At 67.1% G+C, this 21,782-nt stretch carries 25 protein-coding genes; 4 read left to right on the plus strand and 21 right to left on the minus strand.

Annotation, left to right across the window (positions count from 1 at the left end; all coding sequences use genetic code 11):
• Positions 1-145 precede the first annotated feature (145 nt).
• From CKO41_RS19165 to CKO41_RS13410, 4 genes are read right to left on the minus strand one after another with little or no spacing between them, the layout of a single operon-like run.
• Positions 146-529: a very short patch repair endonuclease gene (locus CKO41_RS19165; protein ID WP_200382655.1), complete on the minus strand. Its 384-nt coding sequence runs from the start codon at positions 527-529 to the stop codon at positions 146-148.
• A gap of 16 nt (positions 530-545) precedes the next feature.
• Complete coding sequence (locus CKO41_RS13400) at positions 546-1,634, minus strand: hypothetical protein (protein ID WP_200382656.1); 1,089 nt, start codon at positions 1,632-1,634, stop codon at positions 546-548.
• Between the two features lie 2 nt (positions 1,635-1,636).
• A complete protein-coding gene (locus CKO41_RS13405; RefSeq protein WP_200382657.1) occupies positions 1,637-2,980 on the minus strand; it encodes a DNA cytosine methyltransferase in 1,344 nt (447 codons plus the stop codon).
• 13 nt (positions 2,981-2,993) lie between these two features.
• Positions 2,994-3,209 (minus strand): hypothetical protein, encoded by a 216-nt coding sequence (locus CKO41_RS13410; RefSeq protein ID WP_200382658.1) that lies wholly within the window; start codon positions 3,207-3,209, stop codon positions 2,994-2,996.
• A 234-nt stretch (positions 3,210-3,443) separates the two neighbouring features.
• Between CKO41_RS13410 and CKO41_RS13415 the strand changes: the two genes are divergently transcribed.
• Positions 3,444-4,079 (plus strand): abortive infection family protein, encoded by a 636-nt coding sequence (locus CKO41_RS13415; protein WP_207144048.1) that lies wholly within the window; start codon positions 3,444-3,446, stop codon positions 4,077-4,079.
• A 77-nt stretch (positions 4,080-4,156) separates the two neighbouring features.
• Here the strand turns inward: CKO41_RS13415 and CKO41_RS13420 are convergent, their stop codons facing one another.
• The 13 genes from CKO41_RS13420 to relB all read right to left on the minus strand — a co-directional run bounded on the left by CKO41_RS13420 (position 4,157) and on the right by relB (position 13,021).
• Positions 4,157-4,456 (minus strand): histidine kinase, encoded by a 300-nt coding sequence (locus CKO41_RS13420; protein ID WP_200382661.1) that lies wholly within the window; start codon positions 4,454-4,456, stop codon positions 4,157-4,159.
• Positions 4,453-4,986 (minus strand): thermonuclease family protein, encoded by a 534-nt coding sequence (locus tag CKO41_RS13425; protein WP_200382663.1) that lies wholly within the window; start codon positions 4,984-4,986, stop codon positions 4,453-4,455. The genes CKO41_RS13420 and CKO41_RS13425 overlap by 4 nt, the downstream gene beginning before the upstream one ends.
• 45 nt (positions 4,987-5,031) lie before the next feature.
• On the minus strand, positions 5,032-6,129 hold the full coding sequence (locus CKO41_RS13430) for a metal-dependent hydrolase (protein ID WP_200382665.1): 1,098 nt from the start codon (positions 6,127-6,129) through the stop codon (positions 5,032-5,034).
• Positions 6,129-7,091 (minus strand): hypothetical protein, encoded by a 963-nt coding sequence (locus CKO41_RS13435; RefSeq protein ID WP_200382667.1) that lies wholly within the window; start codon positions 7,089-7,091, stop codon positions 6,129-6,131. The genes CKO41_RS13430 and CKO41_RS13435 overlap by 1 nt, the downstream gene beginning before the upstream one ends.
• On the minus strand, positions 7,088-7,717 hold the full coding sequence (locus CKO41_RS13440) for a hypothetical protein (RefSeq protein ID WP_200382669.1): 630 nt from the start codon (positions 7,715-7,717) through the stop codon (positions 7,088-7,090). The genes CKO41_RS13435 and CKO41_RS13440 overlap by 4 nt, the downstream gene beginning before the upstream one ends.
• Positions 7,711-8,877, minus strand: coding sequence for an OmpP1/FadL family transporter (locus tag CKO41_RS13445; protein ID WP_200382670.1), 1,167 nt, complete (start codon positions 8,875-8,877; stop codon positions 7,711-7,713). The genes CKO41_RS13440 and CKO41_RS13445 overlap by 7 nt, the downstream gene beginning before the upstream one ends.
• Positions 8,874-9,899: a patatin-like phospholipase family protein gene (locus CKO41_RS13450; protein ID WP_200382671.1), complete on the minus strand. Its 1,026-nt coding sequence runs from the start codon at positions 9,897-9,899 to the stop codon at positions 8,874-8,876. Before CKO41_RS13450 ends, CKO41_RS13445 begins: the two co-directional genes overlap by 4 nt.
• A 10-nt stretch (positions 9,900-9,909) precedes the next feature.
• On the minus strand, positions 9,910-10,158 hold the full coding sequence (locus tag CKO41_RS13455) for a hypothetical protein (protein WP_200382672.1): 249 nt from the start codon (positions 10,156-10,158) through the stop codon (positions 9,910-9,912).
• Entirely contained in the window at positions 10,155-10,592 is a 438-nt protein-coding gene (locus tag CKO41_RS13460) for a hypothetical protein (protein WP_200382673.1), read from the minus strand. Before CKO41_RS13460 ends, CKO41_RS13455 begins: the two co-directional genes overlap by 4 nt.
• A gap of 74 nt (positions 10,593-10,666) precedes the next feature.
• Positions 10,667-11,014, minus strand: a complete 348-nt coding sequence (locus CKO41_RS13465; protein WP_200382674.1) for a hypothetical protein — start codon at positions 11,012-11,014, stop codon at positions 10,667-10,669.
• A 44-nt stretch (positions 11,015-11,058) separates the two neighbouring features.
• Positions 11,059-11,895, minus strand: a complete 837-nt coding sequence (locus CKO41_RS13470) for a hypothetical protein (protein ID WP_200382675.1) — start codon at positions 11,893-11,895, stop codon at positions 11,059-11,061.
• Entirely contained in the window at positions 11,885-12,751 is an 867-nt protein-coding gene (locus CKO41_RS13475) for a helix-turn-helix domain-containing protein (RefSeq protein WP_200382676.1), read from the minus strand. Before CKO41_RS13475 ends, CKO41_RS13470 begins: the two co-directional genes overlap by 11 nt.
• 12 nt (positions 12,752-12,763) lie before the next feature.
• Positions 12,764-13,021: a type II toxin-antitoxin system RelB family anti-toxin gene (gene relB / locus CKO41_RS13480; protein ID WP_200382677.1), complete on the minus strand. Its 258-nt coding sequence runs from the start codon at positions 13,019-13,021 to the stop codon at positions 12,764-12,766.
• A gap of 91 nt (positions 13,022-13,112) precedes the next feature.
• Between relB and CKO41_RS13485 the strand changes: the two genes are divergently transcribed.
• Positions 13,113-13,631, plus strand: a complete 519-nt coding sequence (locus CKO41_RS13485; RefSeq protein WP_200382678.1) for a helix-turn-helix domain-containing protein — start codon at positions 13,113-13,115, stop codon at positions 13,629-13,631.
• Positions 13,632-13,966: 335 nt separating this feature from the next.
• Positions 13,967-14,140, plus strand: a complete 174-nt coding sequence (locus CKO41_RS18730) for an Arm DNA-binding domain-containing protein (protein ID WP_338113692.1) — start codon at positions 13,967-13,969, stop codon at positions 14,138-14,140.
• A gap of 161 nt (positions 14,141-14,301) precedes the next feature.
• On the opposite strand, the gene CKO41_RS13495 is transcribed toward CKO41_RS18730, so the two are convergent.
• Both CKO41_RS13495 and CKO41_RS13500 read right to left on the minus strand, forming a co-directional pair.
• Positions 14,302-15,177 carry a nucleotidyl transferase AbiEii/AbiGii toxin family protein gene (locus CKO41_RS13495; RefSeq protein ID WP_200248711.1) on the minus strand — a complete coding sequence of 292 codons (876 nt, stop codon included), beginning with the start codon at positions 15,175-15,177 and terminating at the stop codon, positions 14,302-14,304.
• A complete protein-coding gene (locus tag CKO41_RS13500) occupies positions 15,170-15,787 on the minus strand; it encodes a type IV toxin-antitoxin system AbiEi family antitoxin domain-containing protein (protein WP_200382680.1) in 618 nt (205 codons plus the stop codon). The genes CKO41_RS13495 and CKO41_RS13500 overlap by 8 nt, the downstream gene beginning before the upstream one ends.
• Positions 15,788-15,987: 200 nt before the next feature.
• On the opposite strand from CKO41_RS13500, the gene CKO41_RS13505 reads away from it, so the two are divergent.
• Positions 15,988-17,016 (plus strand): hypothetical protein, encoded by a 1,029-nt coding sequence (locus CKO41_RS13505; protein ID WP_242464324.1) that lies wholly within the window; start codon positions 15,988-15,990, stop codon positions 17,014-17,016.
• Positions 17,017-17,421: 405 nt separating this feature from the next.
• On the opposite strand, the gene CKO41_RS13510 is transcribed toward CKO41_RS13505, so the two are convergent.
• Together CKO41_RS13510 and CKO41_RS13515 are read right to left on the minus strand one after the other, a co-directional pair.
• On the minus strand, positions 17,422-20,499 hold the full coding sequence (locus CKO41_RS13510) for a type I restriction endonuclease subunit R (protein WP_200382681.1): 3,078 nt from the start codon (positions 20,497-20,499) through the stop codon (positions 17,422-17,424).
• 82 nt (positions 20,500-20,581) lie between these two features.
• Positions 20,582-21,739 carry a helix-turn-helix domain-containing protein gene (locus CKO41_RS13515; RefSeq protein ID WP_200382683.1) on the minus strand — a complete coding sequence of 386 codons (1,158 nt, stop codon included), beginning with the start codon at positions 21,737-21,739 and terminating at the stop codon, positions 20,582-20,584.
• Between the last annotated feature and the right edge of the window lie 43 nt (positions 21,740-21,782).

The following is a 21,782-nucleotide window of genomic DNA, read 5'->3' on the forward strand; positions in this document are numbered from 1 at the left end:
CGCCGAAGCGAGCCCGTATTCACCTTTAACTGCTTGTTTATTCGCCGATTTGCCCGCGCTTGTCACACCCTTTTTGTCATTGCCGCCGCATGGCATTCGTCAATAAGCTTTCACTAATATGCGCGTTCATTAGTGTTTGCTTATATTATGATCTCGCTATGCGGAAATGAGAAACTTCAGTCACAAGCACATCCCAACCCCTTGCCCGAAGCGCATCCGTTTGTTGCCGATCTCTTTCCCTGTTCCTGGCAAGTTTCGAATCCCAATACCCCTTGTTAGATGCAGGAGTGCGACTGTCAGTGCAATCGGGAGCTTCATGCTGATGCCAGAAGCAGCCATGCACAAAAATCACTTTCCTGCGCTTCGTGAAAACGATATCCGGCTTCCCTGGCAGTTCTTTTACATGAACTCTAAACCGATAGCCAAGACTGTGGAGCATCCTGCGCAGCACCAGTTCTGGGCCGGTGTTCTTGTTCCGGATCGCCCTCATGTTCACGCTGCGTCGCGCTTTCGGGATCCGGTCGATCATGGGTATGTCACCGGCCTTACCGGTGACGCCCCTCAGATTGCGGGCACAGGATCTTTAACCACTGCTCAAGGCTGATGAGCCTGCCATCCTCGATGTATCTCAGAACACGCCGCATCGTTTCCTCCCGCGCGTCGCCGTAGGTTGCCCGAACGGCATCTGTATTAACGTGGACGACGTGGGAGAACATATACGCGTTGGACGCAAGTTTCTCGCATGCCCGCATGAGCCGCGCGGGATCAAATTCGTTCGTAACGAATACGTATTCGAATGGCTTGCCTTCGGACTCGGCAGTCACATACTCGCTGAACTCGGCTGCGAATTGCTTCTCCCTGTCTGCTCTCACGCTCCACTTCACCGAAACAATTGTCCGCATCCCGGGCCGCAAGACCGCCAGGTCTATCTTGTTGGGTTTGTCGGCCCGCTTCGCCCGCGCGAAGCCCGGAATCTCCTGCAAGAGCTTCCTCGCCATGACCTGGACATCACCCCCTGGGCACGCTCGTCCGATCACATGCGCGAGAACATCCTCGAACCCCTCGCCAACGAGGTTCTTTCTCTTGTTCTCCAGAGTGACGTGCTGCCTGACCTTCTGCACGAACTCAAGCCAGACGTTCTCAGGCGGATCTTCCTGGATGTAGTCCTTCAGCACATCCTTCGCGATCGAGACCAAGTCAGGGTCCTCGCCTGGCTTCGGAAAACCCCGGCCCTCATAGTTTTCGCGCTGCCTGCTTGCAGCGGCGGCCGTGCGGGCTGCCTTGCTTAGAACCTCTTTCGCGAGATCATCCGTCGCTCTCTTGAAAAGCCAGTCGATTTCATCTGCAACCCCGTGCGGCGTTGCTCGCAGTGAAGCGGAAACCCAGTCATGGAACGCGAGGGCACGCCCATACCAGTTCTTTCCAGGCTGACACTTGTCGCTCTCGTAGCAGTGCGCGAGGCCAATCGTCTGATCAATCCAGAGCAGAAGGCGGTAGACGTGTTCCCAAGCGTTCTCTGGCGTGACACTCTGCCCCGTGTTCTTGAAGTACTCCCCGATGAGCCGGTTGCGGTTTCTCGCTCCAAACGCTGCCTTTACATCAGATGCTTTTTGTTGTTCGGACCCGAGAGCCAAGGTCACTTCCTCCCGGCAGCGGCAGTTAATGCAGGCGTGAGAAAAGAATGACCGGCCAGGGCGTCGAGCAGCGCTTCTGCTACCGCCTTTGCGAGTAGCGGCGGCACGGCGTTTCCTGCCTGCCGGTAACGGGAATGGGCCGGGCCTCCACTGTGCCGGCCTGGAATCATCCCCCGGCGGGGATCTGTCGTGAACACAAACCGGTCGGGAAAGGATTGAAGGCGTGCAAACTCGCGCACCGACAGCGCCCTTGCCGCCGAGTAGTGGTAGACGCAATCCCCTTTTGTGTTCAATGTCCAGGCCCAGATCTCCGGATGAAGACGGCGGTAAGCGTAGAAGTGCCTCCGCGACAAGAGCCCAGTCCCGTTGTCCTGCCCCCATCGCTGGCCCGTGATGTAGCGCTTCAGCAACTCCTCTGACAGGTCCCGGAAATTCCCCCCTGGCGGTACTCCCTGCAACCGCAGGGCGGTGTCCTGATTGATCCTCGGCACTTGGACATTGCTGAGCGCGTCTCCCGCACCTATACGCATCAAGCGCTGATAGGCGGTCACAGATGGGCCAAGCGCGCCATATGGAAGCTCGTCGCTCCGGTGGCCGACGGGCAGACACTCCAGGTCGGATATGGCATCCGAAGCGGTGACAATCCTGTGGCTCTCCGGGTCAGACAACGCCTTTCCGTGCTGAATGCTCAGCAGATTTTCTTGGACGACCAACTGATAGCGCGGCTTGCGGCTCCCCGTGAAACGCACGAGGGCAACCGATTCCGTCGCGCCGGAACCAAGAGGCCGCGGCGGCTCAACGTCTGCAGACGAACGCACACCCACGAAGAACAGGCGCTTTCTGGTCTGTGGAACCCCGAAGTCCGCTGCATCAAGTACCTGCGGCAACACACGGTATTCACCATCAAGGGAAAGGTCGTGTGCTATCTGGTCACGGACGCCCATTTGGTCGATGCCAGTGACATTCTCCATCACGAACGCCACGGGTAAGGCCGAACCCAGGACCTCGACAAACTCGCGGTACAGCGAATTGCGCGGATCGTCGATCACGCGCGTGTGATTCCGGACCTGGGAGAATGCCTGGCAGGGTGGCCCGCCAACGATGAAGGCCGCTGATCTCGCGGCCTCGAGCGCGCGCTCTTTGACCTCCCGGTCTCTGATGTCGCCCGTAATCACACTCGCTTCCGGAAAATTCCGTGCGAACGTGGCTGTAGCGTCCGGATCATTGTCCAAACCGGCAAGGACCGAAAACCCGGCTTGCCTGAACCCTTCCGACAGCCCGCCAGCGCCAGCGAAAAGGTCCACTATGGTCAGGTCTGGGCCTGGACCCGTGAGGATCGGTGGCATCGATGCGTCCTCTTTATGAGTCAGGCAAGATGGCATCTGCGATGCGCAGTTCCCGGCCAGGCGACTCGCCGGGCACGGGTGGGGCGGCCTGCCGCCCCGCGTAAAACTCGATCATCACTTCAAGCATGTTTGCGAGGCTGCGGCGCTCCCGGGCTGCGGCACTGCGCAGAGAATCTTTGATCTCCGGGCGGATTCTGAACGTTACCGTTTCCGACTTCAGGGCGGCCATCGCGGGTACTATCTCCTTGCCGTACTGCGTTTGTCATCCGATGATACCGCGGATGCGCAACGCACGGACAACCTGCACCGGACCACGGCGGCCAACGGTGCCCGGAGGGAGTATCAGATGCATGGAGACCGGCTCGACGCCCAGCAGCGGGCGCTTCTGTGGCGCCTCTACCAGGGAGAGGAGAGTTTTTCGCTCCCGGATTCCGCAAGCCCGAGGGAACTTCGCGACTTCGACATGCTGATCGAAACCCTGATCGGTCTGCGCGATAAGGGGTATATCGAAGCCGGCCGGTTGCATGTCCGGGTTAGCAACAGCCTCAACAACCACCGCAAGTACCACGAGGCGGTAGCCTTTCGCTGCCTGACGCGCGCCGGAATGCTCGTCGCCCGGGAGTTGGAACCAGCGCCCGCAACCTCGGCGCTCAGCACGTTTCTTACGATCGAGGGCCTCGATCATTGCCGGCGCGACTTCGACCGGGCGGCAGGGGCCATCGCCACGGACCCAGAGCAGGCGATCGGCAGTGCCTGCGCTCTCCTGGAGAGCATCTGCAGGGCGATCCTCGACCGGGCCGGGCGGCCACAGCCGGAGGACCTGAGGATTCAGCCGCTGGTCAACGAGGTCCTCCCGGTGTTGGACCTCGCCCCTGGATCACAGGCGGCGTCGCACATCAAGCCCGCGCTCAGGGGGCTTGCGAGTATCGCGCAGCAGGTTGGAGCGCTGCGCAGCAAGGATGGGGCCGTGCATGGGCGGGTCCCCGACCACATCCCGCTTGAGCCCAGGCACGCCCGGTTGGCGGTGAATGCGGCGGCGACAGTCGGGCTGTTCCTGCTGGAAACGGCGCTGGCCATGGAGATCTGGCGGCCGCGGTAGCCGGCGGCGGCTCCTGGCCCAACCGCGCTGCGCTTGGCGGCGTGGTGCTGTTTACCCCACCCCACCCCGCCGCCCCCTTACCGGCGCCGGCTGCCTCGCATGCGCCGCAGCAGCTCGGGACGCCCGGCGAGGACGCGCGCGAGGACCTCCCCGAGCGGCCGCTGGCGCGGGTCCTCCCCGCATTCCAGCGGCGGACAGAGGGCGAGATCGGCCCAGGCGCCCGCGAAGCCGGCGAGCCAGGCGCGCTGGGCGATCGGGTCGTCCAGCGGCGGGTAGCAGCTGGGGTCGTCCACCGCGCCGTCGAGGACGCCCGAGCCGGCCTCGAACCAGGTCAAAGGGATGCCATCCACTGCGGGTTTGACGTTCTCCTGCGTCATCGGCGCCTCCATTCCCAAGGCCGCTGCCAAGCGCCATCGCGCTCCCAGATCCCAAGCCCCGCCCGCCGCGCCTCGCGTTCGGCCGCGTAGTAACGACGGTCGGCGCAGTATTGAGGATAGACCGCTGCCTGGCCGGCGGCTACCAAGGCCAGGTTCAGACTGGTCTCGCCGTCGTAGACCTCGCCGACGGTTCGGCCGTAGCGGTCGCGGTCGTGTTCCACCAGGCGCACGGTCTTGGGTGTGATCCGGCGCAGGTGGTCGCGGGATTCGCGCCCCCAGGGGGCTTGCGCCATCTCGGGGGCGTCGATGCAGTAGAGGCGGACCTTGATCTTCTCGCCGCCGCACTCGGCGCGCAGGGTGTCGCCGTCGTAGATGCTGGCGACGGCGCACTGGGTCGCCGGGGGGCCGAGCGGGAGCCAGCCGCCGAGCAGCCAGGGGGCGGCGAGCCCAAGGCCGGCGAGGATCCAGAACAGGGGGATTCGCTGGTGGCGCGGTAGGAGCCGGTGCCAGGGGATGCGAAACCGAATCATGTCGTTTTTCCCGTTGTCTCAAATTCCCATTTGCGAGAGCGCGTGTCATTTCAGCCAGCGCTCGAGGAGCGGCGGCACGGGCGCGCCGCCCGGCGCGGGCGGCGCGATGTCGGGCACCTCGGCGCCCGGGGCGTGGCGGACCTGGAGCACCAGGTCGACCTGCCGGAGGCTGCGCCCGCGCAGGCGCTCCAGGATCGCCGGGGCGGCATAGGCTAAGGTCAGCCGGTCGCCGGCGGTCTCCAGCGCCGGGGGCTGCGGGCGCACCCCTTCGGCCTCGGCGGTGCCGATCAGGAAGACCTCCCCGGCGGCGGCGAGCGCCGCGGCCTGCTCGCGCAGCGCGGCGACCTCGATCCGCGGGACCTCGATGCGTACCGTCGAGGTCGCGATCCGCGCGCCGCGCTCCAGCTTCGCGTGACTGCTGTACCAGTCGCAGGCGCTGCCGGCGCACAGCGAACGCGGCCCCGCGTCGCTCGCCACGATCAGCCCCGACTCGCGCCAGGGGCCGATGACCGGGTAGGTCCCCGAGATGTCGCTGTGGTTGAGGTTGTCCCGACCCTTCACGGCCACCTCGAAGCGGAAGTCGCCCTTGTCGCGGTCGTAGTCCGCGCGCACGGAGGCGAGGTCCCCGATCGCCCCACGGATCAGGCCGGCGGTGCCCTTGCCGGTCTCGGCGAGCGGCATCAGCAGGATACCGATCAGCGCGACGACCAGCAGAAAGGCCAGCTCGCCGCCCTTGGCCACGTCCATGCGGTAGTCCGGGTTGCCGGGCAGCACGCAGCGGATGCGCGCCGGCCAGAACCAGGCGACACCCGACTTGGTCATCATGTCGGCCCACGAGTGCGAGACCCAGCCGGCGAGCAGCGCGAGCGCGAAGCCGAACGGCAGCAGCCACCACGCCAGCAACCCGACGAGCGCCTGCGGCAGCAGCGCGTGGGTGAAGGTGCGGTGGCCGAAATAGCGCTCGAGGGTGCCCGAGGTCAGGCGCAGCACGCGCCCGATGTAGCTCGCGCGCGTGTCGAGATCGGGGATCAGGCTGCCCAGCAGCGCCACCGCGGCCTCCTCGGCGGCCGGCGGGTGGGCGGCGACGACGCAGGCGCCGAGGTACGAGGTCTGGGCGAAGAGGAGATGCGTCGGGGTGAGCATCAGCGGCGCGCGCGCATCATGCGCCCGAAGTAGAGCAACAAATAGAAGAGCGACGTGCCCACGCCCGCCAAGACCATCAGCTCCTGCATGCCCATGCCGCGGCTGACGTACCTCAAGGCCATGAAGCCCGCCGCCAGGATGATGAGGATCGGGGTCATGTCGAGGTACGTCACGGCCGCCTCGTGGTGCAGCGCGCGGATCGTTTTGCGCGTCACCGAGCGCTCGACCAGGGTCAGATCCAGGAGCCCCTGCACGGCCGCCGGGATGCCGCCCGAGTCGCGGACCACGGCGCGCAGGTACGCGCGGCGGATGCGCGGCGAATCGAACGTGACCGGGTTCCGCGCGAGCCACCGCTCGACCCAGGCCTGCGTCTCGGCCGCGACCAGCGGCTTGAGCTCGATGGTCACCTGGAAACGCCACAGGAGGCGCTGGATGCGCGTGCGCCGGTTGTCTGGCTCCAGCGCGGCGCAGAGCTGGCACTGCTCGGCGAGTTCCAGGAGCAGCTCGGCCTGGGTCGGCGGGACCTCCAAGGACGAGATGAACAGGATCACGTCGTCGCGCCCTTCCAAGGAGCGCAGCAGCAGCGCCATCTGGTCGGCGACCGGTTCGCGCGAGAGGCTGCGGCGGATGTGGCGGAACTCGATCTGCCCGGTGCGCTGCGCCGCGGCACGGAAGCGCGGCGGGATCAGCTCCTCGGGCACCGCCAGGCCGATGGCCTCGTGGATCTGCTCGGCCAGGTCGGCGGTCAGCTGCTTGGGCGTGGCGATCGACGGGGCGAGGCAGACGCGCTGCCCAGCGAGCCCGGCGCGGACCTCGCGCAGCAGCGCCCGCTTGCCGATCCCGGGCCGGCCCTTGACGACGACCGAGGAGCCGGCCAGCAGGGCGCGGGTGATCTGGGCGATCTCCAGGCGCCGCCCGACGAAGACCGGCGCCTCGCCGTCCGGCGGGCCTCCGGTGCTCACTGGGTCATCGCCTCGAAGAGCGTCCGCAGCCGCTGCCACTCGGCGCCGCCGTGGCGGCGGGCGAGCGTCAGGCGCAACGCCTCCAGGCGCCCGCGCTCGCGCCGCCAGTCGTGCTCGGCGCGCTGCATGGCCTCGGCCTCGGACCAGAGCACATCGGCCGGGTCGATGCCTTCGTCGACGCGCTCCTGGCGGTAGGCCAGGCGATCGCGGGCGAAGGCGCGCAGGGTGTCGAGCGCCGCCACCTGGCTCGCCAGCTCGCAGAGCGACTGCACATCGGTCAGCAAGGCCTGCCGCGCGGCCGCCTGGGTCGCGGTCAGGTCGGCATGCGCCTTGGCCCGCTCCAGCGAGCTGGTGCGGTCCCACAGCGGTATCTCGACCCGCAGGGCGGCCCGTGCCCCGGCGGCCCCGCTCTCGAGGCTCGTGTTGGTGTCGTAGCCCAGGTCGAGCCGCGCCGCCCAGCTGCGCTGCCGCAGCGCCTCGGCGTACTCAGCCCCCTCGGCGCGCAGCACCGGGTTGGCGGTGCCGAGGATCTCCAGTGCCTCCTCGAGCCGCGCAGCGCCCGGGCACTCGGCCCCGGTGGCCGGCAGGCTGATGAGCAGCAACAGGGCGAGGCCGCGGCTCACCATGTGCGCGTCAGCCCCAGCGACAGGATGTCGGTGCCACTCTCGTAGGCGAGCGCCGGGTGCTCGCCATCGCGGTCGGGGAACCACAGATGGGCGTAGCCGGCATCGAGCCGCCAGCCCGGCCAGGCGTAGCCGAGCCCGACCGTGGTCCAGGTCCGGTCGGCGTCCGGCAGCCGCGGGTAGCGGTGCGCGTCATCGCGGATCGGCGCCTGATCCCAGGCGAGCCCGGCGCGCAGGGTCCAGGGGCCGCGCGCATGCTCGGTGCCCAGGCTCACGCGCCAGGTGTCGCGCCACTGGTGGTGTTCGGTCAGCGTCATCCCGTTGCTCAGGGCGATGTCGAGCCGCTGCAGCCGGCTCCAGCGGGTCCAGGTCAAGCCGCCGAGGAGGCGCGTGCGCGAGCCGAGCCGCCAGTCGCCCCCGAGGGTCACGGTCTCGGGCGTGACCAGGCGCGCCTCGCTCCCGGCGCGCCCGCCGAGGACCGCCGGCAACTCGGCCTCGCCGCGCAGGGTGTGCCGCACAGGGGAGCTGTAGCCGAGCCCGAGTGCCAGGTCCTCGCTCAGCCGCCAGTGCACACCGAGCCCGAAGCCCAGACCCACGTCGTCGCCCTCGACCTGGACCCGCTCCTCGAAGCCCGGCACCAGCACGACGGCGCTGGAGAGATCCGCGGCGAGGTGCTGCGCGAAGAGGCTCGCGCCGAGGCGCAGGCGCTCCGTCACCGCCACCCCGCCGCCCAGAATGAGCCGCGCCGAGCGGATCTCCGAGCGCAGCGCGGCCTCGCGCCCGCTCCAGTCGTCCGGGTAGTCGGTCGCGAGCCCGAAGGGCACATCGGCGCCGATGCCGAGGCCCCGCCAGGCAGCGGACGCCGCGGGGATCAGGGCGCCCTCCCCGCCCTCGGCGCGCGCGCCGTCCGGGTCCTCGGCGGTGAGCCGGTTGCCGAGCGCGCTCAGCGTGGCGCTCAGCGTCGCCGTCTCGGGCAGCGCGGCCGGATTGACCGCCAGGCTCGCGGGCTCGATCAGCGCCGCCTGCCCGGCAAAGGCGCGCCCCAGCCCCGCCGCGTCGCGCTCGACCAGGGCGAAGCCGGAGGCGCCGGCCGTGGCGCCGCCGAGCAGCAACAGCCCGAGACCGGCCACCACACGCGCCCCGGGTCCGCCGGCCGGGCTCATGGCGCGGCCTCCCGGCGCCGCAGGCGCTCCCACCAGCCGGGCTCCAGCGGCAGCCCCTGCATGCGCCGCGCGAGCTGACGCAGCCGCTCGTCGGCCCCGTGGGCGAGGTGGTTATTCGCGACCTCGATCAACTCGTCGACGTTCTCGGCGGCATCCATCGCCGCCAGGCGCTCCGGCAATGTCACCTGGAAGCGCCAGTAGTTGCGCGAGGGCAGCATGGTCCGCGCAGTAAGCTCATCGGTGCCCGTGGCACCGACCACGAGGGCCTGGGTGATGACCGAGGTGTGCCCGAAGATCGTCCGCGGCGTGCCGCGATATCCCTCGACCGGCTGGCCGGTGCCGAAGCTCATGACAATGACATTGTCGAGCGCGCTCGCCCGGCGCGCCTCCCGCCCCAGCGCCTCCGACAGCGCCACGATCACCGGGTTGTTGGCTGTCACACCGCCGTCGATCAGCGGTACGGGTTTCCCGCTCTTGTCGATGACCATCTGATGCGGCGAGAAGAACAGCGGAGCGGCCGCCGAGGCGCGGCAGACCTCCCACACCGGCAGATCCTGATGCTCTTCCTTCAGCGAGGAGAAGACCTGCACGCACAGCGACTGCGGCTGATAGGCCAGCGCCAGCGTGGGACGCTTGAGGTTGCCCATGCGCAGGTCGCCGAACACGGTCTTGAGCATCTGGACCAAACCGCCATCCTCGTACTTCGGCGCCGCGCCAGCCAGGTTGGCAAGCCGCCTGGCATGGTCCCGCAGGTTGGCCGGCCGGGCGAACGCCGTGTGCGCCGCGCTGACCCACATGCCATGGATTTCCTGCGCGGTCAGCCCGCTCGCCAGCGCGCAGCCGATGATGGCCCCCACGGATGTGCCGGCGACCAGGTCCGTGTGGGCATGGATGGTCCCACCGAGGTGCCGCTCCAGGCGCTGGAGCCAGACCAAGGGCACGATGCCTCTGACACCACCACCGTCGATGGTCAGGATCGTGAAGGGCCGTCGGCGCAGCCCAAGGGATTCGGCGATCGGCATGACGGTGCTCCTAGAGCGGCAGCTCGCCCTGAACGCTGGTGAAGGTGATGCTCACAGGCCCGCGCTGGACGGTGAGCAGATTGCGCACCTGCTCCAGCGTGTCCTCATCGGCCAGCTCGCATTCGACGGCCACGGCGAGCTTGCCCTCATCGGTCACGGTGACCTTCCTGATCCGTGCATCGAGGGCCGCGCTGTGCGACGGGAAGGGCACAATGCGACCGCTGGTGCCGGTGCGGGTGGTGTAGGTGCGTTCGCTCATGCGGTGGATCTCCGTTGGCTGGATGACAGCGGCCGCTCGGCTGCCGTATCAGGTTGCGGCCGGTGAAAGGCATCGAGGGCCTCGCGCACGTCCTCCACGCTGCGGGCCAGTATCGACAGGCCGCCCGCTCGCGCGACCCGTTCGAGGAACGCGGCCTGCTCGCGGGTCGGCCGGCCGCTGCGGGTCTTGCACTCGACGGCCAGGAAGTGCCCGCTCACGAGCTGGCCGAGCACGTCGGAGCAGCCCGGGAAGGCGTAGCGGATGAACCGGCGGGTCTCGCGTCCCGTCGCGGTGCGCCCGCGCACCAGCTGGGCGCCGGTGTTGAACCGGTGCGCCCAGGCCACCCGCCGGTCGAGCGCGAGATAGCGCAGGACCGCATCGAGGACGACGGCCTCGGGCGGCTCGAACGCAGTCAGGCGGAAGGGCCGCGCCATGGCTCAGAGCCCCCGGCCGAGCCGGCGCCCCGCCAGGGCGCGGCCGGACGTCGCGACAGCCAGGCCGGCGCGGATCATGGCGCCCGCCGCCGGTCGCGGATGGCCGTCAGGATCGCCCGGGCCTCGTCCGCGAACGGCCCCAGGAACCCGAGCGCGCCGTGATGCCGGCCGGCCTCCAGGCGCCATGCCAGGCACGCCAGCTGCTGCCGGGCGGCCGGGCCGGCGGCCCAGCGCGCGCGGATCGCCGCCCGGTAGCTGGCCCCATCGGCGCAGCCGGGCGGCGCGCCCAGGGGGCCGTCCGCGCAGCTCCGGGTGTCGGCGACCAGCGCGAACCGCCCGCTCCAGAAAGCCCCGGGGCACCCCGCATCGGCGCCGGCATTCGCTGGCGGCGGAGTCGAACACTGGCGGGTCGCGGCCGGCATCGATCGCACTCCAGGTGTTAGCATTGGCGCTCACAGCGCCTTCTCTAGGCACGCCGATCCGGCCCCGGAGGGGGCTCGTGGCCCTGGCCTCCTCCGCCGGCCTCCTGGCGCAGCCGTTGCAGCTCGGCGAGCCGCCGGGCCTCCCGGCGTTCGCGCTCGCGCGCCGCGGCGCCGGCCTGCGTGGCCTGCTGGGCCGCCTCGCGGGCGTTGGCGACGTGCAGCGCGTCGCGCACGATGCCGGCGAAGCGGCGGGCGTTGCGCGAGGCCTGGCCCGGCATCGCCACCACCTTGCCCGTGAGCAGCCCGGCCGCGGCGGCCATGCTGGGATCGCCGCCGGCCTCGCCCAGATCAGCGAGCAGCCCGGCGACATGCGCCCGGGGCAGCCGGCCGGTCTCGGCCGCGCGGGTGAGCGCCAGGCGGCGGCGCCCGGGGTCGGTGCCGAGGGTCGCGTGCCAGCGGGCGGGCTCCAGGCGCTCGCGCGCGGCGGCGACCAGGCGCTCGTAGGCGGCGAGGAAGGACTTGCGGGCGCCGACCGCATCGTCCTCGCAGACCGGGCGGGCGATGCCCCAGGCCTGGGCGATCTCCTCGGTCCAAACCAGGGTCTCGGCCTCGTCCAGGGCCGCCACGGCGATCGCCCACGCCTCATCGCCGCCCGGACGGCCGTCGCCCGCCGTCACCCGCGCGACGATGTCGGCCGGCGCCGGGGCGAACTGGCAGGCCGCGGCATGCGCATTGAGGGCCGCGCGCACCGCCTCCCAGGGATAGCGCTCCAGCGCCGCCCACCACACCCGCAGCGCCGCATCGCTCAGGCGCGGGCGCCCGCAGGCCTCCAGGAGGCCCTCGAGGTGCTCGTGAAAGGCGGCAGCGTGCTCAGGAGTCATGGATCACCTCGTAGTCGGCCACGATGTCCAGGAAGGTGCCGAACGGCCTCGCACTCAAAGTGCCCTCAGTATGGCGCCCAGGGTGCTCTTTGTCCACACGCTCACGCAGCAGCCACAGCTCCCAGGCGCGCGCCTCCTCACCCTCCGCCCAGGTGCGCCCCCGGTGCCGCGCCTCGAACTTGCGGCGCACCAGCGCGGGGTCGGGGAGGTCGGGGCGGATCCTGGCGGCAATCTCCTCCCAGTCGAGGGGCTGGGGGGCAGAGAGAGAGGTGCCTGCCTCGCGCGCGCACGCGGAGTCTGTCACTCTCTCTCTGTCCCCCTGCCTCTCTTCCCGGTTCAATTCCCTTTTCCCTTCCCTTTTCTCTTCCCTTTTACGGCGGAACGACGTTCCGCCCTGGGCGGAACCACGTTCCGCCCTGGGAGGAACCACGTTCCGCCCTGGGCGGAATGACGTTCCGCCCTGGGGGGAACCAGGTTCCGCCCTGAGCCTGTCCTGGGGGGAACCAGGTTCCGCCCTCGGCGCACCCCCCGAGGGGCCGGCGTCCACCCCGCCGGCTCGCTCGACATGAGGATCCGGCGCATCGCAGACACCCTCGCACACCAGCCGATAGACGGTGGTCTGCTTGCCGCTCCCGCTTCGCCGCTCGATCAGGCCGCGCCGCTCCAGCTCGGCGAGCGCCTTGCGGATCGCGCGGTCCGACAGCGCCGTCAGCTCGCACAGCGCGGCCATGCTCGGCCAACAGCTCCGCTCCTGGCGATGGCCGTTGCAATGGCTTGCCAGGGCCACCAGGACCAGCTTCTGCGTCGAGGTCAACCCCCGGACATGCAGCGCCCAGTCTGTCAGCCGGTAGCTCATGCGCGCACCCGCTCAGGCCGCTTCTCGGCTCCCCGCCGGAGCGGGCGCAGCGGCACCGGCGGGCGGCGTCACCAACTCCGAGGCCGCAACCCCGAGCGCCACAGCGATGGCCTCCAGCACGTCCAGGGTGACATTCCTCCCATCCCGCTCGATCTGCCCCACATAGGTCTGTGCGATCCCCGCCGCCTCCGCGAGTTGGATCTGGGTCAGACCGCGCTGCCGGCGCAGCGCGTGAATATTGCCGGCGACGACTCGACGGATTGCCTTCATCGGTAGCCTCGCAGATTAGCCCTTAAAGCGCCAATATTAAGGCACTTACGGTGCCTTTGTGTGCCGTGGCACTCTCAGTGATAATTACCAGATGAGTGAAGTAAATACCGCTCGCCTAAGGCTGGCCCGCGAACGCAAGGGCCTCAACCAACGGGACATCTCCCGGCGGCTGAAGATCGCCGACGGGCTCGCTGGCCAGTGGGAGCGAGGCTCCAAAGAGCCGTCGCTCGCGAAGCTCAAGGCACTCGCAAAGCTGCTCGAAGTGCGGGTCGGCTGGCTGCTTGAGGACGACGTCGAGCCGGACCTGCCGAGAACGGCCGAGTCCCGCGGGGACTACAGCCGGCGCGGGCTCGACTCCCCCCAAGCGGTACTGTCCGACTACCAGGCACCGGCGGGGCTGCGGGACCTGGCCAGCGCGGCGGATCTCGTGAAGGCACTGGCCATCGAGCCCCACGAATGGTCGGCGCTGGCAAGTCTGGAGTTCGACAACGGTCTCACCCGGGACGGCTACGTGCTGCTGCTTGGGGTGCTGCGCGCCACCTCCATCGAGACCCACCGGCGCGAACTCGCCCGGCGGCCTGGACGACCCGTGCGGCCCGCCGAGCGATGACCCCGGCAACGGCAGTTTGACCCCAGGATGGCCCCATTTCGGCCAAACAAACATAAAAATTGCTTTTTCTTTATATACTTGGATCACGTCGGCCTCGGGTTCGATTCCCGCCGCCTCCACCATCACACCATCCTGGAACATCCCAGAACCTCCCCAAGCCCGCTCTCTAGCGGGCTTTTTTGTATCCACATGGTCCACCACTGACCGACCCAGTTCTTTGACATCCCAGACCCTTGGGGGCAACATTTGGGGCAACTTCAACGACCGCCCGACCAGTTGCCCCCATGCCTCTTTCCGATGTCGGGGTACGCAGCGCGAAGCCGAGAACGAAGGCTGTGAAACTCTTCGGCGAGCGCGGCCTCTATTTGGAGGTTTCGCCAAGCGGAGGTAAGTGGTGGCGGCTGAAGTACCGCTTCCAGGGCAAGGAGAAGCGTCTCTCCCTGGGCGTCTACCCTGACGTCGGACTCAAGGATGCCGAGCGCGCCGTGACAGCGCGTGCCGGCTTCTAAGCGAAGGCGTGGACCCAAGCGCAAACCGGAAGGCCCAGCGAGCCACAAGCTCCGAGCACGCTGCGAACAGCTTCGAAGTTGTTGCCCGGGCCGCCTTCGATGTTTTCCTAGGTGGAACCAATCAAGTCTCCGATATCGTCAGTTAAGATCTGTTCGCTCCATCAGTGACCTTTGCCCCTCTTCGCTGATGCAATTGCGTGCGGCACGATAAATTCAGCAATAATCGCGACCACATCGCCCAGGCTGCCAGGACGAAGTGCGACGTTCTCCAGAAAAGCATTCCACTGACGTTGCTTCTGCTCATCCTCGGCGAAGGCCGGGGTAAGGGCGTCAGGCAGGTCGGCCGGGATCTCGGTCTCGCGCCGTTCGAAGGTCGCGGCGATTGCACGTGCCAGCCGGTCGTCGTCGAACGGAAACGACTGGCTGAGGAGCCAAATGTCGTAGAAATCCTTCATTCGGCTGTTCGCGAGTCCTAGCGACACCATGGCCTGGAATTTCTCGGCAATCACCGTTTCGCGGGCGTACGCGCGCAGGCGAGGTGCGGGGAGGTCCAGCATGCACGGGTAGTCGATGACCTCGGCACCCGGCTCCAACGCGTCTCCGAATGCGACGTCAACTGTTACAGCGATACGGGCACCACTGATCGATGCGGTCGTGCGCAGCCGCAGTCCGCCGTACTCGAGCTCCTCCCGGATCTGGTCGACACGTACCGCGTTCGAATCGAATTCGACGCCATCCTCGACGTCGATCGCGAGAATCTCCTTGAATGCTGCGACCATCGCCTCCGGGCTTGGATCGCCGAACCCCAACAGGTCGAGATCACGAGTAGCCCGGTGTGGGTCCGTAAACCAGCTCGTCAGCAGCATCGCGCCCTTGAGCACGAATCGGTCGGAGAATGGCGACGTGCTGAGACGGTAAAGCAGGCGTTCCAACGCATAGCGGGTGAGTATCAGCTCGAAACTCTGTCCCGTTTCTCGGGAGAGATTCTGCAGACGCGCCCGCACGGAGGCGCCGACGTTTCTGATCTCCCTAGGCATTGGCGGTCAGTGCCTCGAGATACGGCCGCACGACTGTGGACACCCCACCCTTCTCGGCTTGACGAGCGATTTCCGCTGGAGTCGCCTTGCGTTGCCTCAGCGCCTCTTGGAGCCCCTCGATCGCGACGGACTGGCCCACTTTGCCGCGATGTCGGAAGCAATCGGCCACCGTCTTGGCCACGCCGAAGACCTTCACCGACACACCTTCGATCACGTGCGTCTCGATGGCCTCGCTTAGCAGGCTATCCGTGAAACGCACAATGCGAATGCCCGCACCGCTGCGCTGCGGCGCCCAGTCCTTGGGTCCGATCGCCATCCAGACTTTTGGAGGTAGCTGGTCGGTCAGGCCATGGAATGCCAGAGCCGAGACGAGACACACGATGCCCTTGGGCACCCGCTTCGCGGCCTCCGCCAGGCTGTGATTGGGGTCCAGGTCGGCATCTGGCAGCTGATAGACGCCCCGCGACAGGCGGATGACTTCGCCGGCCCGCTCCATACGACCCATTGTCGCCGCGGTCACGCCGGCCTCGCGCAGCTCGAGCAGGCGCATGATTCCCTGCTTCTTCAGCAGGGTTTGGGCGAGCTCACGCTGCGTTCGGGGCTTTGCCATTGATACAAATACTTGATGTTTAGACCCTATGCACCTAGGATTTGTATCATCTATCCGCGCTACGCGCCACCTTAACGAGCGCTGGCGGGCGGATGTGGGGCCAATCGAGCACCGTGACAGAGGAACAAGACACAACGCAGGTACCGGCGTCGCTGACTCACAGCAGCGAGGGTCCGGTCAGTCGAGAAGCGCTATACGAGATGGTCTGGTTCGAGCCCATGCTCCGGGTGGCGGCCCGGTTCGGCGTCTCGTCCAGCTACATGGCCCGCGTCTGCACGCTGCTCAACGTTCCGCGGCCTGCGCGCGGTTATTGGGCGAAGCTGGCGGTCGGCAAAGCGCCGCAGCAACCGCCACTCCCCGAACCGCGTCCGGGCGACCCGCTCGAGTGGACGCGGGACGGAGCCCTGCCGAAGAGGGCCCGTTCCCTCCCGAAGCCGCCCGACCAGCGGCCTCGGCGTAAGCGGACGGTGCGGCGGCAGCTTCCGGAACGGCATCCGCTGGTAGGCGGAGCCAAACCGCTCTTCGAGGCCGGCCGCCTCTCCTGGCACGGCAAGTACCTCAAGCCAGCGAAAAAGCTGCTCGTCGACCTCACCGTCACCCAGACAGGGTTGGACAAAGCCATCGCCTTTGCGAACGAGCTCTTCCTGGCCCTGGAGGCCAGGGATCATCGCGTGGTCATCGCGCCCAATTCGGAGCGATTCCATCGCGCGGATGTCGACGAGCGAGAGAACCCTGGGGAAGTTCACCACCATAACAATCTGTGGTCACCGATGCGCTGCACGGTGGTCTACATCGGCACCGTGGCCATCGGCCTCACCGTCATCGAGATGTCAGAGGCTGCCGAGGCCCGGTATGTGAACGGCGAATACGTTCGGCTGACCGATTTCGTCCCCAAGCGGCGCGGCCGGTACGCGCAGGACTATGGCTGGGCGAGCACCCACGATTTCCCGACCGGGCGCCTCTGCCTCCAGGCCTACTCGCCGTATCCGCGGGCAGCTTGGACCCAGCAATGGCGAGAGACCCCGTCCCGGGACCTTTCGGGCCGGATCTCGGCCATTGTCCGCGAGCTGGAGAAGGCCACGGTCGAAATAGCGCGGCTCGTCGAGGAGGGGGAGCGCCAGGCGGAGATCGAACGAAAACGCCAGGAAGCTGAGTACGAGCGCTGGCGTCGCGAAGAGGAGGCGCGGCAGGCCGCGAAGGCGCTGAAGGAAGGCCCGCGAAGGCGCTGAAGGAAGGCAAAGAGGAGCTGCTCCAGATCATCGATGCCTGGGCGGAGGCGAAGCGACTCGATGCGTTCTTCGCCGACGCCGAACGCCGAGCACAGGATTTACCTGAAGAGGAACGGAAGCGCACCATAGAGCGGCTTCGACGGGCGCGCGCCTTGATCGGCAGCACCGATGCGCTGGCCCGATTCGGCGCATGGCGAGCGCCTGAAGAGCGATGAAATCTGCCTGACTCTGGCCAAGAAGCCAGGCGAGGTGATCTGGGGGTATCCATAGGGGTATTTCTGGTGACTTGATTCGCAAACTATTGGCTCATAAGCAAATGCAATTGTCGAAGCCGCCACCATTTCGATGTCTCACGACATCCGAAAAGATCCTGAAGCCCGCCGTCGAGCGGGCTTTTTCGTTGCCTTACGCTTGCTCGCGCACCCGGCGAAAGATCTCCTGTGCCAGATGCTCGTGTGCCGCCGAGCGGAATTCGGCATCCGTCATCACCCGGGAGAAGATCTCCTCGTTGCCCTCCATGCGCGCGATGAACAGCTCATCGAGCATGCGATCGAAATAGGCGGCGAAGTTCGCGTAGTTGTTGGCGCGGGCCGCCTCGGCGATGTTCTCGTCGTGTTCCGCCGAGGCCCGGATCTGGTCGAAGAACAGCTGATCCGCCTCGGCGAAGTCGGTGCCGAAGCGCTCGTTGAGGGTGTCGATCAGGCTCGAAAGCGCGACCGGCTGATCCTGGACACCGCCAGTGCCGACATCGGTCGGCCCCTTCAGGGGGTAGGCCTCCCCCGGCGCGAGGTCGATGGAACCTTCGGTCATCTGTTGCAGCCGGAAAAACCGTAGCGTCACCTCATCATCCAGAGCGAAGCCCCGACCATCTCCCGGTGGCGGGAGCTTGGCCAGGAGGTTCCGCACGAAGGCGTAGAGCCGCTCGAGGTCGCTGTCCTGATAGGGGATGATCTGCGACAGGAAGGCGTAGAGGTTGCGATAGGCCGTCAATTGGCCGCGAAACTCCTCCCGCTCGTCCTCTCCCCTTTCCTCGAAGCGCTGCACGACGGCGTCGAGCGCGGCGTTCATCTTCTTGTGATCGCTCGCCGAGTGGTCGCGCTTGTGGCTGTACCAGATTTCGGCGAAGGCGGTTACATCGGCCGGCGTGAAGATCGCCCACCCCAGCAGGCGGTGTTGCAGTTCCGAGAGGCGCTGCGGATCGGCGTTCTCGCCAACCGGCGTCGTCTCGTAGTAGGGCTTGAACGCCTGGAAGATGTCATCTTCTTCGTTGGCGAAGTCGAGCACGAAGGTGCGCGACTTGCCAGGTGCGATGCGGTTGAGCCGCGAGAGGGTCTGCACCGCCTGCACACCGGCGAGGCGCTTCACGACGTACATGGTCTGCAACAGGGGCTGGTCGAACCCGGTCTGGTACTTCTCCGCGACCAGCAGCACCCGGTAATCGTCGCGCTCGAAGGTCTCGGGCAGCTCGCTCTCGGCGAGTCCGTCGTTCATCGCCACTTCCGTGTAGCACGAACCGGGGTCGTCCGGGTCCTCGACCGTGCCCGAGAAGGCCACCAGCGAGCGAATGCCGGTGTAGCCCTGGGCCTTGATGTAGCGATCGAAGGCGAGCTTGTACTTCACGGCGGCCAGGCGGGAGCCGGTGACCACCATCGCCTTCGCCCGCCCACCCAGCTCGTGCATCACGGTGAGCCGGAAATGCTCGACGATGACCGAGACGACCTGCTCGATATTGACCGGATGCAACTCCAAGTAACGCGCCAGCGCCTTCGCGGCCTTCCTGCGCGGCACATCGGGGTCGTCCTCGATCTGCTTGATCAGGCCGAAGAAACGTTTGTAGGTGGTGTAGTTGGCGAGCACGTCCATGATGAAGCCTTCCTCGATGGCTTGCCGCATGCTGTACTCGTGGAAGGGCGAGGTACCGGACGGGCCGGGTTCGTCGAACAGGGCCAGCGTCTTGAATTTCGGTGTGGCCGTGAAGGCGAAGAAGCTCAGGTTCGGCTGACGGGCGCGCTTCAGCGCATCGCGCAGCACCGCCGCTCGGGCGTCATCGGACAGGGCATCCTCCTCCTCGTCGTCGCAGAGCTGGGCGGCAATGGCCGCCTCGATCCCGTCCTTGTTCAGCATGCCCTTCAGCGCCGTCGCGGTCTCGCCGCTCTGGGACGAGTGCGCCTCGTCGACGATGACGGCGAAGCGCTTGCCCGCCGTGTCGATGGTCAGGCCGCTGCCCCTCTTCTCCAGGGTCGAGAGCGCCTGGGCGATGAACGGAAACTTCTGGATGGTGGTGATGACGATGGGCGTGCCTTGGGACAGGGCGCGGGCGAGCTGCTGGGTGTCCTCGTCGATCTTCTCGACCACGCCGGTCTTGTGCTCGAACTGGTAGATGGTCGCCTGCAACTGCTGATCGAGCACCCGCCGGTCGGTGACCACGACGACCGAGTGAAACACCTTCTCGTCCTGCGCGTCGTGCAGGCTCGCCAGCCGGTGGGCGAGCCAGGCGATCGAGTTCGACTTGCCGGAACCGGCCGAGTGCTGGATCAGGTAGTTGCGGCCCGAGCCGTGGGCCTTCGCGTGGGCCACCAGCCTGCGAACGGCGTCGAGCTGGTGGTAGCGCGGGAAGATCATCGTCTCCTTGCGCACGGTGCGCACGCCCTTGTCGGTCTTGACCTGCTTCTCCTTCACTTCCAGGTGCATGAAGCGTTGCAGGATCTCCAACAGGCTATTGGCCTCCAGCACCTCGTCCCAGAGGTAGTGGGTCCGCCAGTTCCCTTCCGCCGGCGGGTTGCCCGCCCCGTGATTGTGGCCCCGGTTGAAAGGCAGAAAATGGGTCTCCTTGCCCCTCAGCCGGGTCGTCATCCACACCTCGTCCGGGTCCACGGCGAAGTGGACCAGGGCGCGCTTCTTGAAGGCGAACAACAGATCGCGCTCGTCCCGCTCGTGCGCGTATTGCCGCATCGCATCGGCGGCGCGCTGCCCGGTCAGCGGGTTCTTCAGCTCGGCGGTCACGACAGGGATGCCGTTGACGGCCAGGGTGACATCGATGATGCAGCGGCGGTGCCTGTTGGCATCCGGACCCTGCGCCTGCTTCATCACCGAGGTAAAGCCGACCTGGCGCGCAATCGTCAGCCGGTTCTTCGCGTAGCGCTCGGCCGCCTCGGGATTCATGCCGGTGTTCGGCCGAAACCAGGCCATCCGAAAGGTCTTGCCGTAGCACTTGAACCCGTGACGCAGGACGTGGAGCGTCCCCTTGAGGTCCAACTCCTTGGCCAGGCTGTCGAGCACGGTCGCGGCGGCCTTGTCCCCCAGCAGCGCCTCCAGCGCGGCCCACTTGGCCGGCTGGCTGTCCTTCAGGAAGCCGGTGACATCGTCGGGGAAGAGGGCCAGGGCCGCGTCGAAGTCCTTCGGCCCGCGCTTTTCGTAACCGCCCGCGCTCGTCAGGCCGGCCTCAATTGCACTCTCGAACGCGGCCTCGTCATGCCCCGACATCAGCTCTCCCTCGCAAACTCATAACGCACATGCAGTGACTTCAGCATGGCATCGGAGTCGATAATGTAAGTCGGCTCTGGCGTCATGGCAGGTCCACACCAAGACGGCGTGCGAACTCCTGGAAGGTGCCGCCATGCAGCCCGGTCAGGTCGTAGGCATCCTTGAACCCGATCCGCCCCTCCTTGGCCGCGCGCATCACCTGGACGGCGAACAGCCGGCCTACGCGCAGATTCTGGTTGTTGTAGAAACTGCCGCCGCCGGTGCCCTGGGGCTTTTGCCTTTTCTCGCGCTGGACATAAGCATCGTAGAAATCGAAAAACGCCGCGCGGTCCGTCAGCCCCAAGTCCATGGCCCGGCGTCCTATGACAATGGGGCTGACCTTGAATTCGCTTGCGAGCGTCTCGGACGGCGAGGCATCGCGCTTCACCCGCGTCCACAGCGCCTGCAGTTCCGCCGCCGGTACGAGAAACTCCGCGGCGGCACGGTCGCAGAAGGTCTCCACGCGGCCGCCATCGGGAAAGATGCCGGGAAACCCGGAAAGCCCCGCCCCTTTGGCGCCAAGCCAGATATGGGCCAGCTCATGGGCCAGCGTGAACATCTGGGCCGACTTGGCATCCGCGCCATTGACGAAGATCAGCGGCGCCAGATCGTCCGTCAGCGCGAAACCTCGGAACTCCTCGACGTTCAGCCGGCGGTGGGTGTCGTTGCCGACGATGCCGTTGATCACCGCGATGACGCCCAGTTCCTCGATCGCGGCACGGAGGGCGCTCACGGCCTCCTGCCAGGTCCGCACCCGCGCGGCCCAGCCGCCGCCAAGCCCAAACAGGCGACGCATCTCCCGCCCGACCGCTCCCGGGTCGTCGGACAGTTGGGCGCTGCCGACGAAGGCGAGCGGCTCCGCATCGCCCTCGAGCCGCTCCTCGCGCAGCCATGCCTGGCGGCGCTGCATGGCGTAGATCGTGTCCAGCAGGTCCGGACTGATCGCGCCCGACTGCCGACTGCCCAAGGTGCGGAAGTCCGGGATCGGCATCGGCAGGTCCGGCGGCTCCGGCAGGAACAGGAAGCCAAAGGGGACGTGGGTGGCCTTGGCGAAGGCCTCCAGTTGGTTGAAGGTCGGCGACGACTCCCCGCGCTCCCAGGCGGCGAGCTTCGGGAAGCGGCCGATGAGGTCTTCGATAGGCAGGCCGGCGCGCTCGCGTGCCCAGCGCAGCAGATCGGGTTTGACGGTGACTCGGATCATGCTTTCCGGTCCGAATCGTCTCGCGGGCCTTGAGCAACGGGCT

It is taken from the genome of Thiococcus pfennigii (genome assembly GCF_016583835.1).
GTDB classification, from domain to species: domain Bacteria; phylum Pseudomonadota; class Gammaproteobacteria; order Chromatiales; family Chromatiaceae; genus Thiococcus; species Thiococcus pfennigii.

Bases quoted from the DNA above. Each gene is read 5' to 3' on its own strand.
- CKO41_RS19165 (WP_200382655.1), bottom strand. From the start codon at position 529: ATGATCGACCGGATCCCGAAAGCGCGACGCAGCGTGAACATGAGGGCG.
- CKO41_RS13405 (WP_200382657.1), bottom strand. From the start codon at position 2,980: ATGCCACCGATCCTCACGGGTCCAGGCCCAGACCTGACCATAGTGGAC.
- CKO41_RS13410 (WP_200382658.1), bottom strand. From the start codon at position 3,209: ATGGCCGCCCTGAAGTCGGAAACGGTAACGTTCAGAATCCGCCCGGAG.
- CKO41_RS13415 (WP_207144048.1), top strand. From the start codon at position 3,444: ATGCTGATCGAAACCCTGATCGGTCTGCGCGATAAGGGGTATATCGAA.
- CKO41_RS13420 (WP_200382661.1), bottom strand. From the start codon at position 4,456: ATGACGCAGGAGAACGTCAAACCCGCAGTGGATGGCATCCCTTTGACC.
- CKO41_RS13425 (WP_200382663.1), bottom strand. From the start codon at position 4,986: ATGATTCGGTTTCGCATCCCCTGGCACCGGCTCCTACCGCGCCACCAG.
- CKO41_RS13430 (WP_200382665.1), bottom strand. From the start codon at position 6,129: ATGCTCACCCCGACGCATCTCCTCTTCGCCCAGACCTCGTACCTCGGC.
- CKO41_RS13440 (WP_200382669.1), bottom strand. From the start codon at position 7,717: ATGGTGAGCCGCGGCCTCGCCCTGTTGCTGCTCATCAGCCTGCCGGCC.
- CKO41_RS13445 (WP_200382670.1), bottom strand. From the start codon at position 8,877: ATGAGCCCGGCCGGCGGACCCGGGGCGCGTGTGGTGGCCGGTCTCGGG.
- CKO41_RS13450 (WP_200382671.1), bottom strand. From the start codon at position 9,899: ATGCCGATCGCCGAATCCCTTGGGCTGCGCCGACGGCCCTTCACGATC.
- CKO41_RS13455 (WP_200382672.1), bottom strand. From the start codon at position 10,158: ATGAGCGAACGCACCTACACCACCCGCACCGGCACCAGCGGTCGCATT.
- CKO41_RS13460 (WP_200382673.1), bottom strand. From the start codon at position 10,592: ATGGCGCGGCCCTTCCGCCTGACTGCGTTCGAGCCGCCCGAGGCCGTC.
- CKO41_RS13465 (WP_200382674.1), bottom strand. From the start codon at position 11,014: ATGCCGGCCGCGACCCGCCAGTGTTCGACTCCGCCGCCAGCGAATGCC.
- CKO41_RS13470 (WP_200382675.1), bottom strand. From the start codon at position 11,895: ATGACTCCTGAGCACGCTGCCGCCTTTCACGAGCACCTCGAGGGCCTC.
- CKO41_RS13475 (WP_200382676.1), bottom strand. From the start codon at position 12,751: ATGAGCTACCGGCTGACAGACTGGGCGCTGCATGTCCGGGGGTTGACC.
- relB (WP_200382677.1), bottom strand. From the start codon at position 13,021: ATGAAGGCAATCCGTCGAGTCGTCGCCGGCAATATTCACGCGCTGCGC.
- CKO41_RS13485 (WP_200382678.1), top strand. From the start codon at position 13,113: ATGAGTGAAGTAAATACCGCTCGCCTAAGGCTGGCCCGCGAACGCAAG.
- CKO41_RS13495 (WP_200248711.1), bottom strand. From the start codon at position 15,177: ATGCCTAGGGAGATCAGAAACGTCGGCGCCTCCGTGCGGGCGCGTCTG.
- CKO41_RS13500 (WP_200382680.1), bottom strand. From the start codon at position 15,787: ATGGCAAAGCCCCGAACGCAGCGTGAGCTCGCCCAAACCCTGCTGAAG.
- CKO41_RS13505 (WP_242464324.1), top strand. From the start codon at position 15,988: ATGGTCTGGTTCGAGCCCATGCTCCGGGTGGCGGCCCGGTTCGGCGTC.
- CKO41_RS13510 (WP_200382681.1), bottom strand. From the start codon at position 20,499: ATGTCGGGGCATGACGAGGCCGCGTTCGAGAGTGCAATTGAGGCCGGC.
- CKO41_RS13515 (WP_200382683.1), bottom strand. From the start codon at position 21,739: ATGATCCGAGTCACCGTCAAACCCGATCTGCTGCGCTGGGCACGCGAG.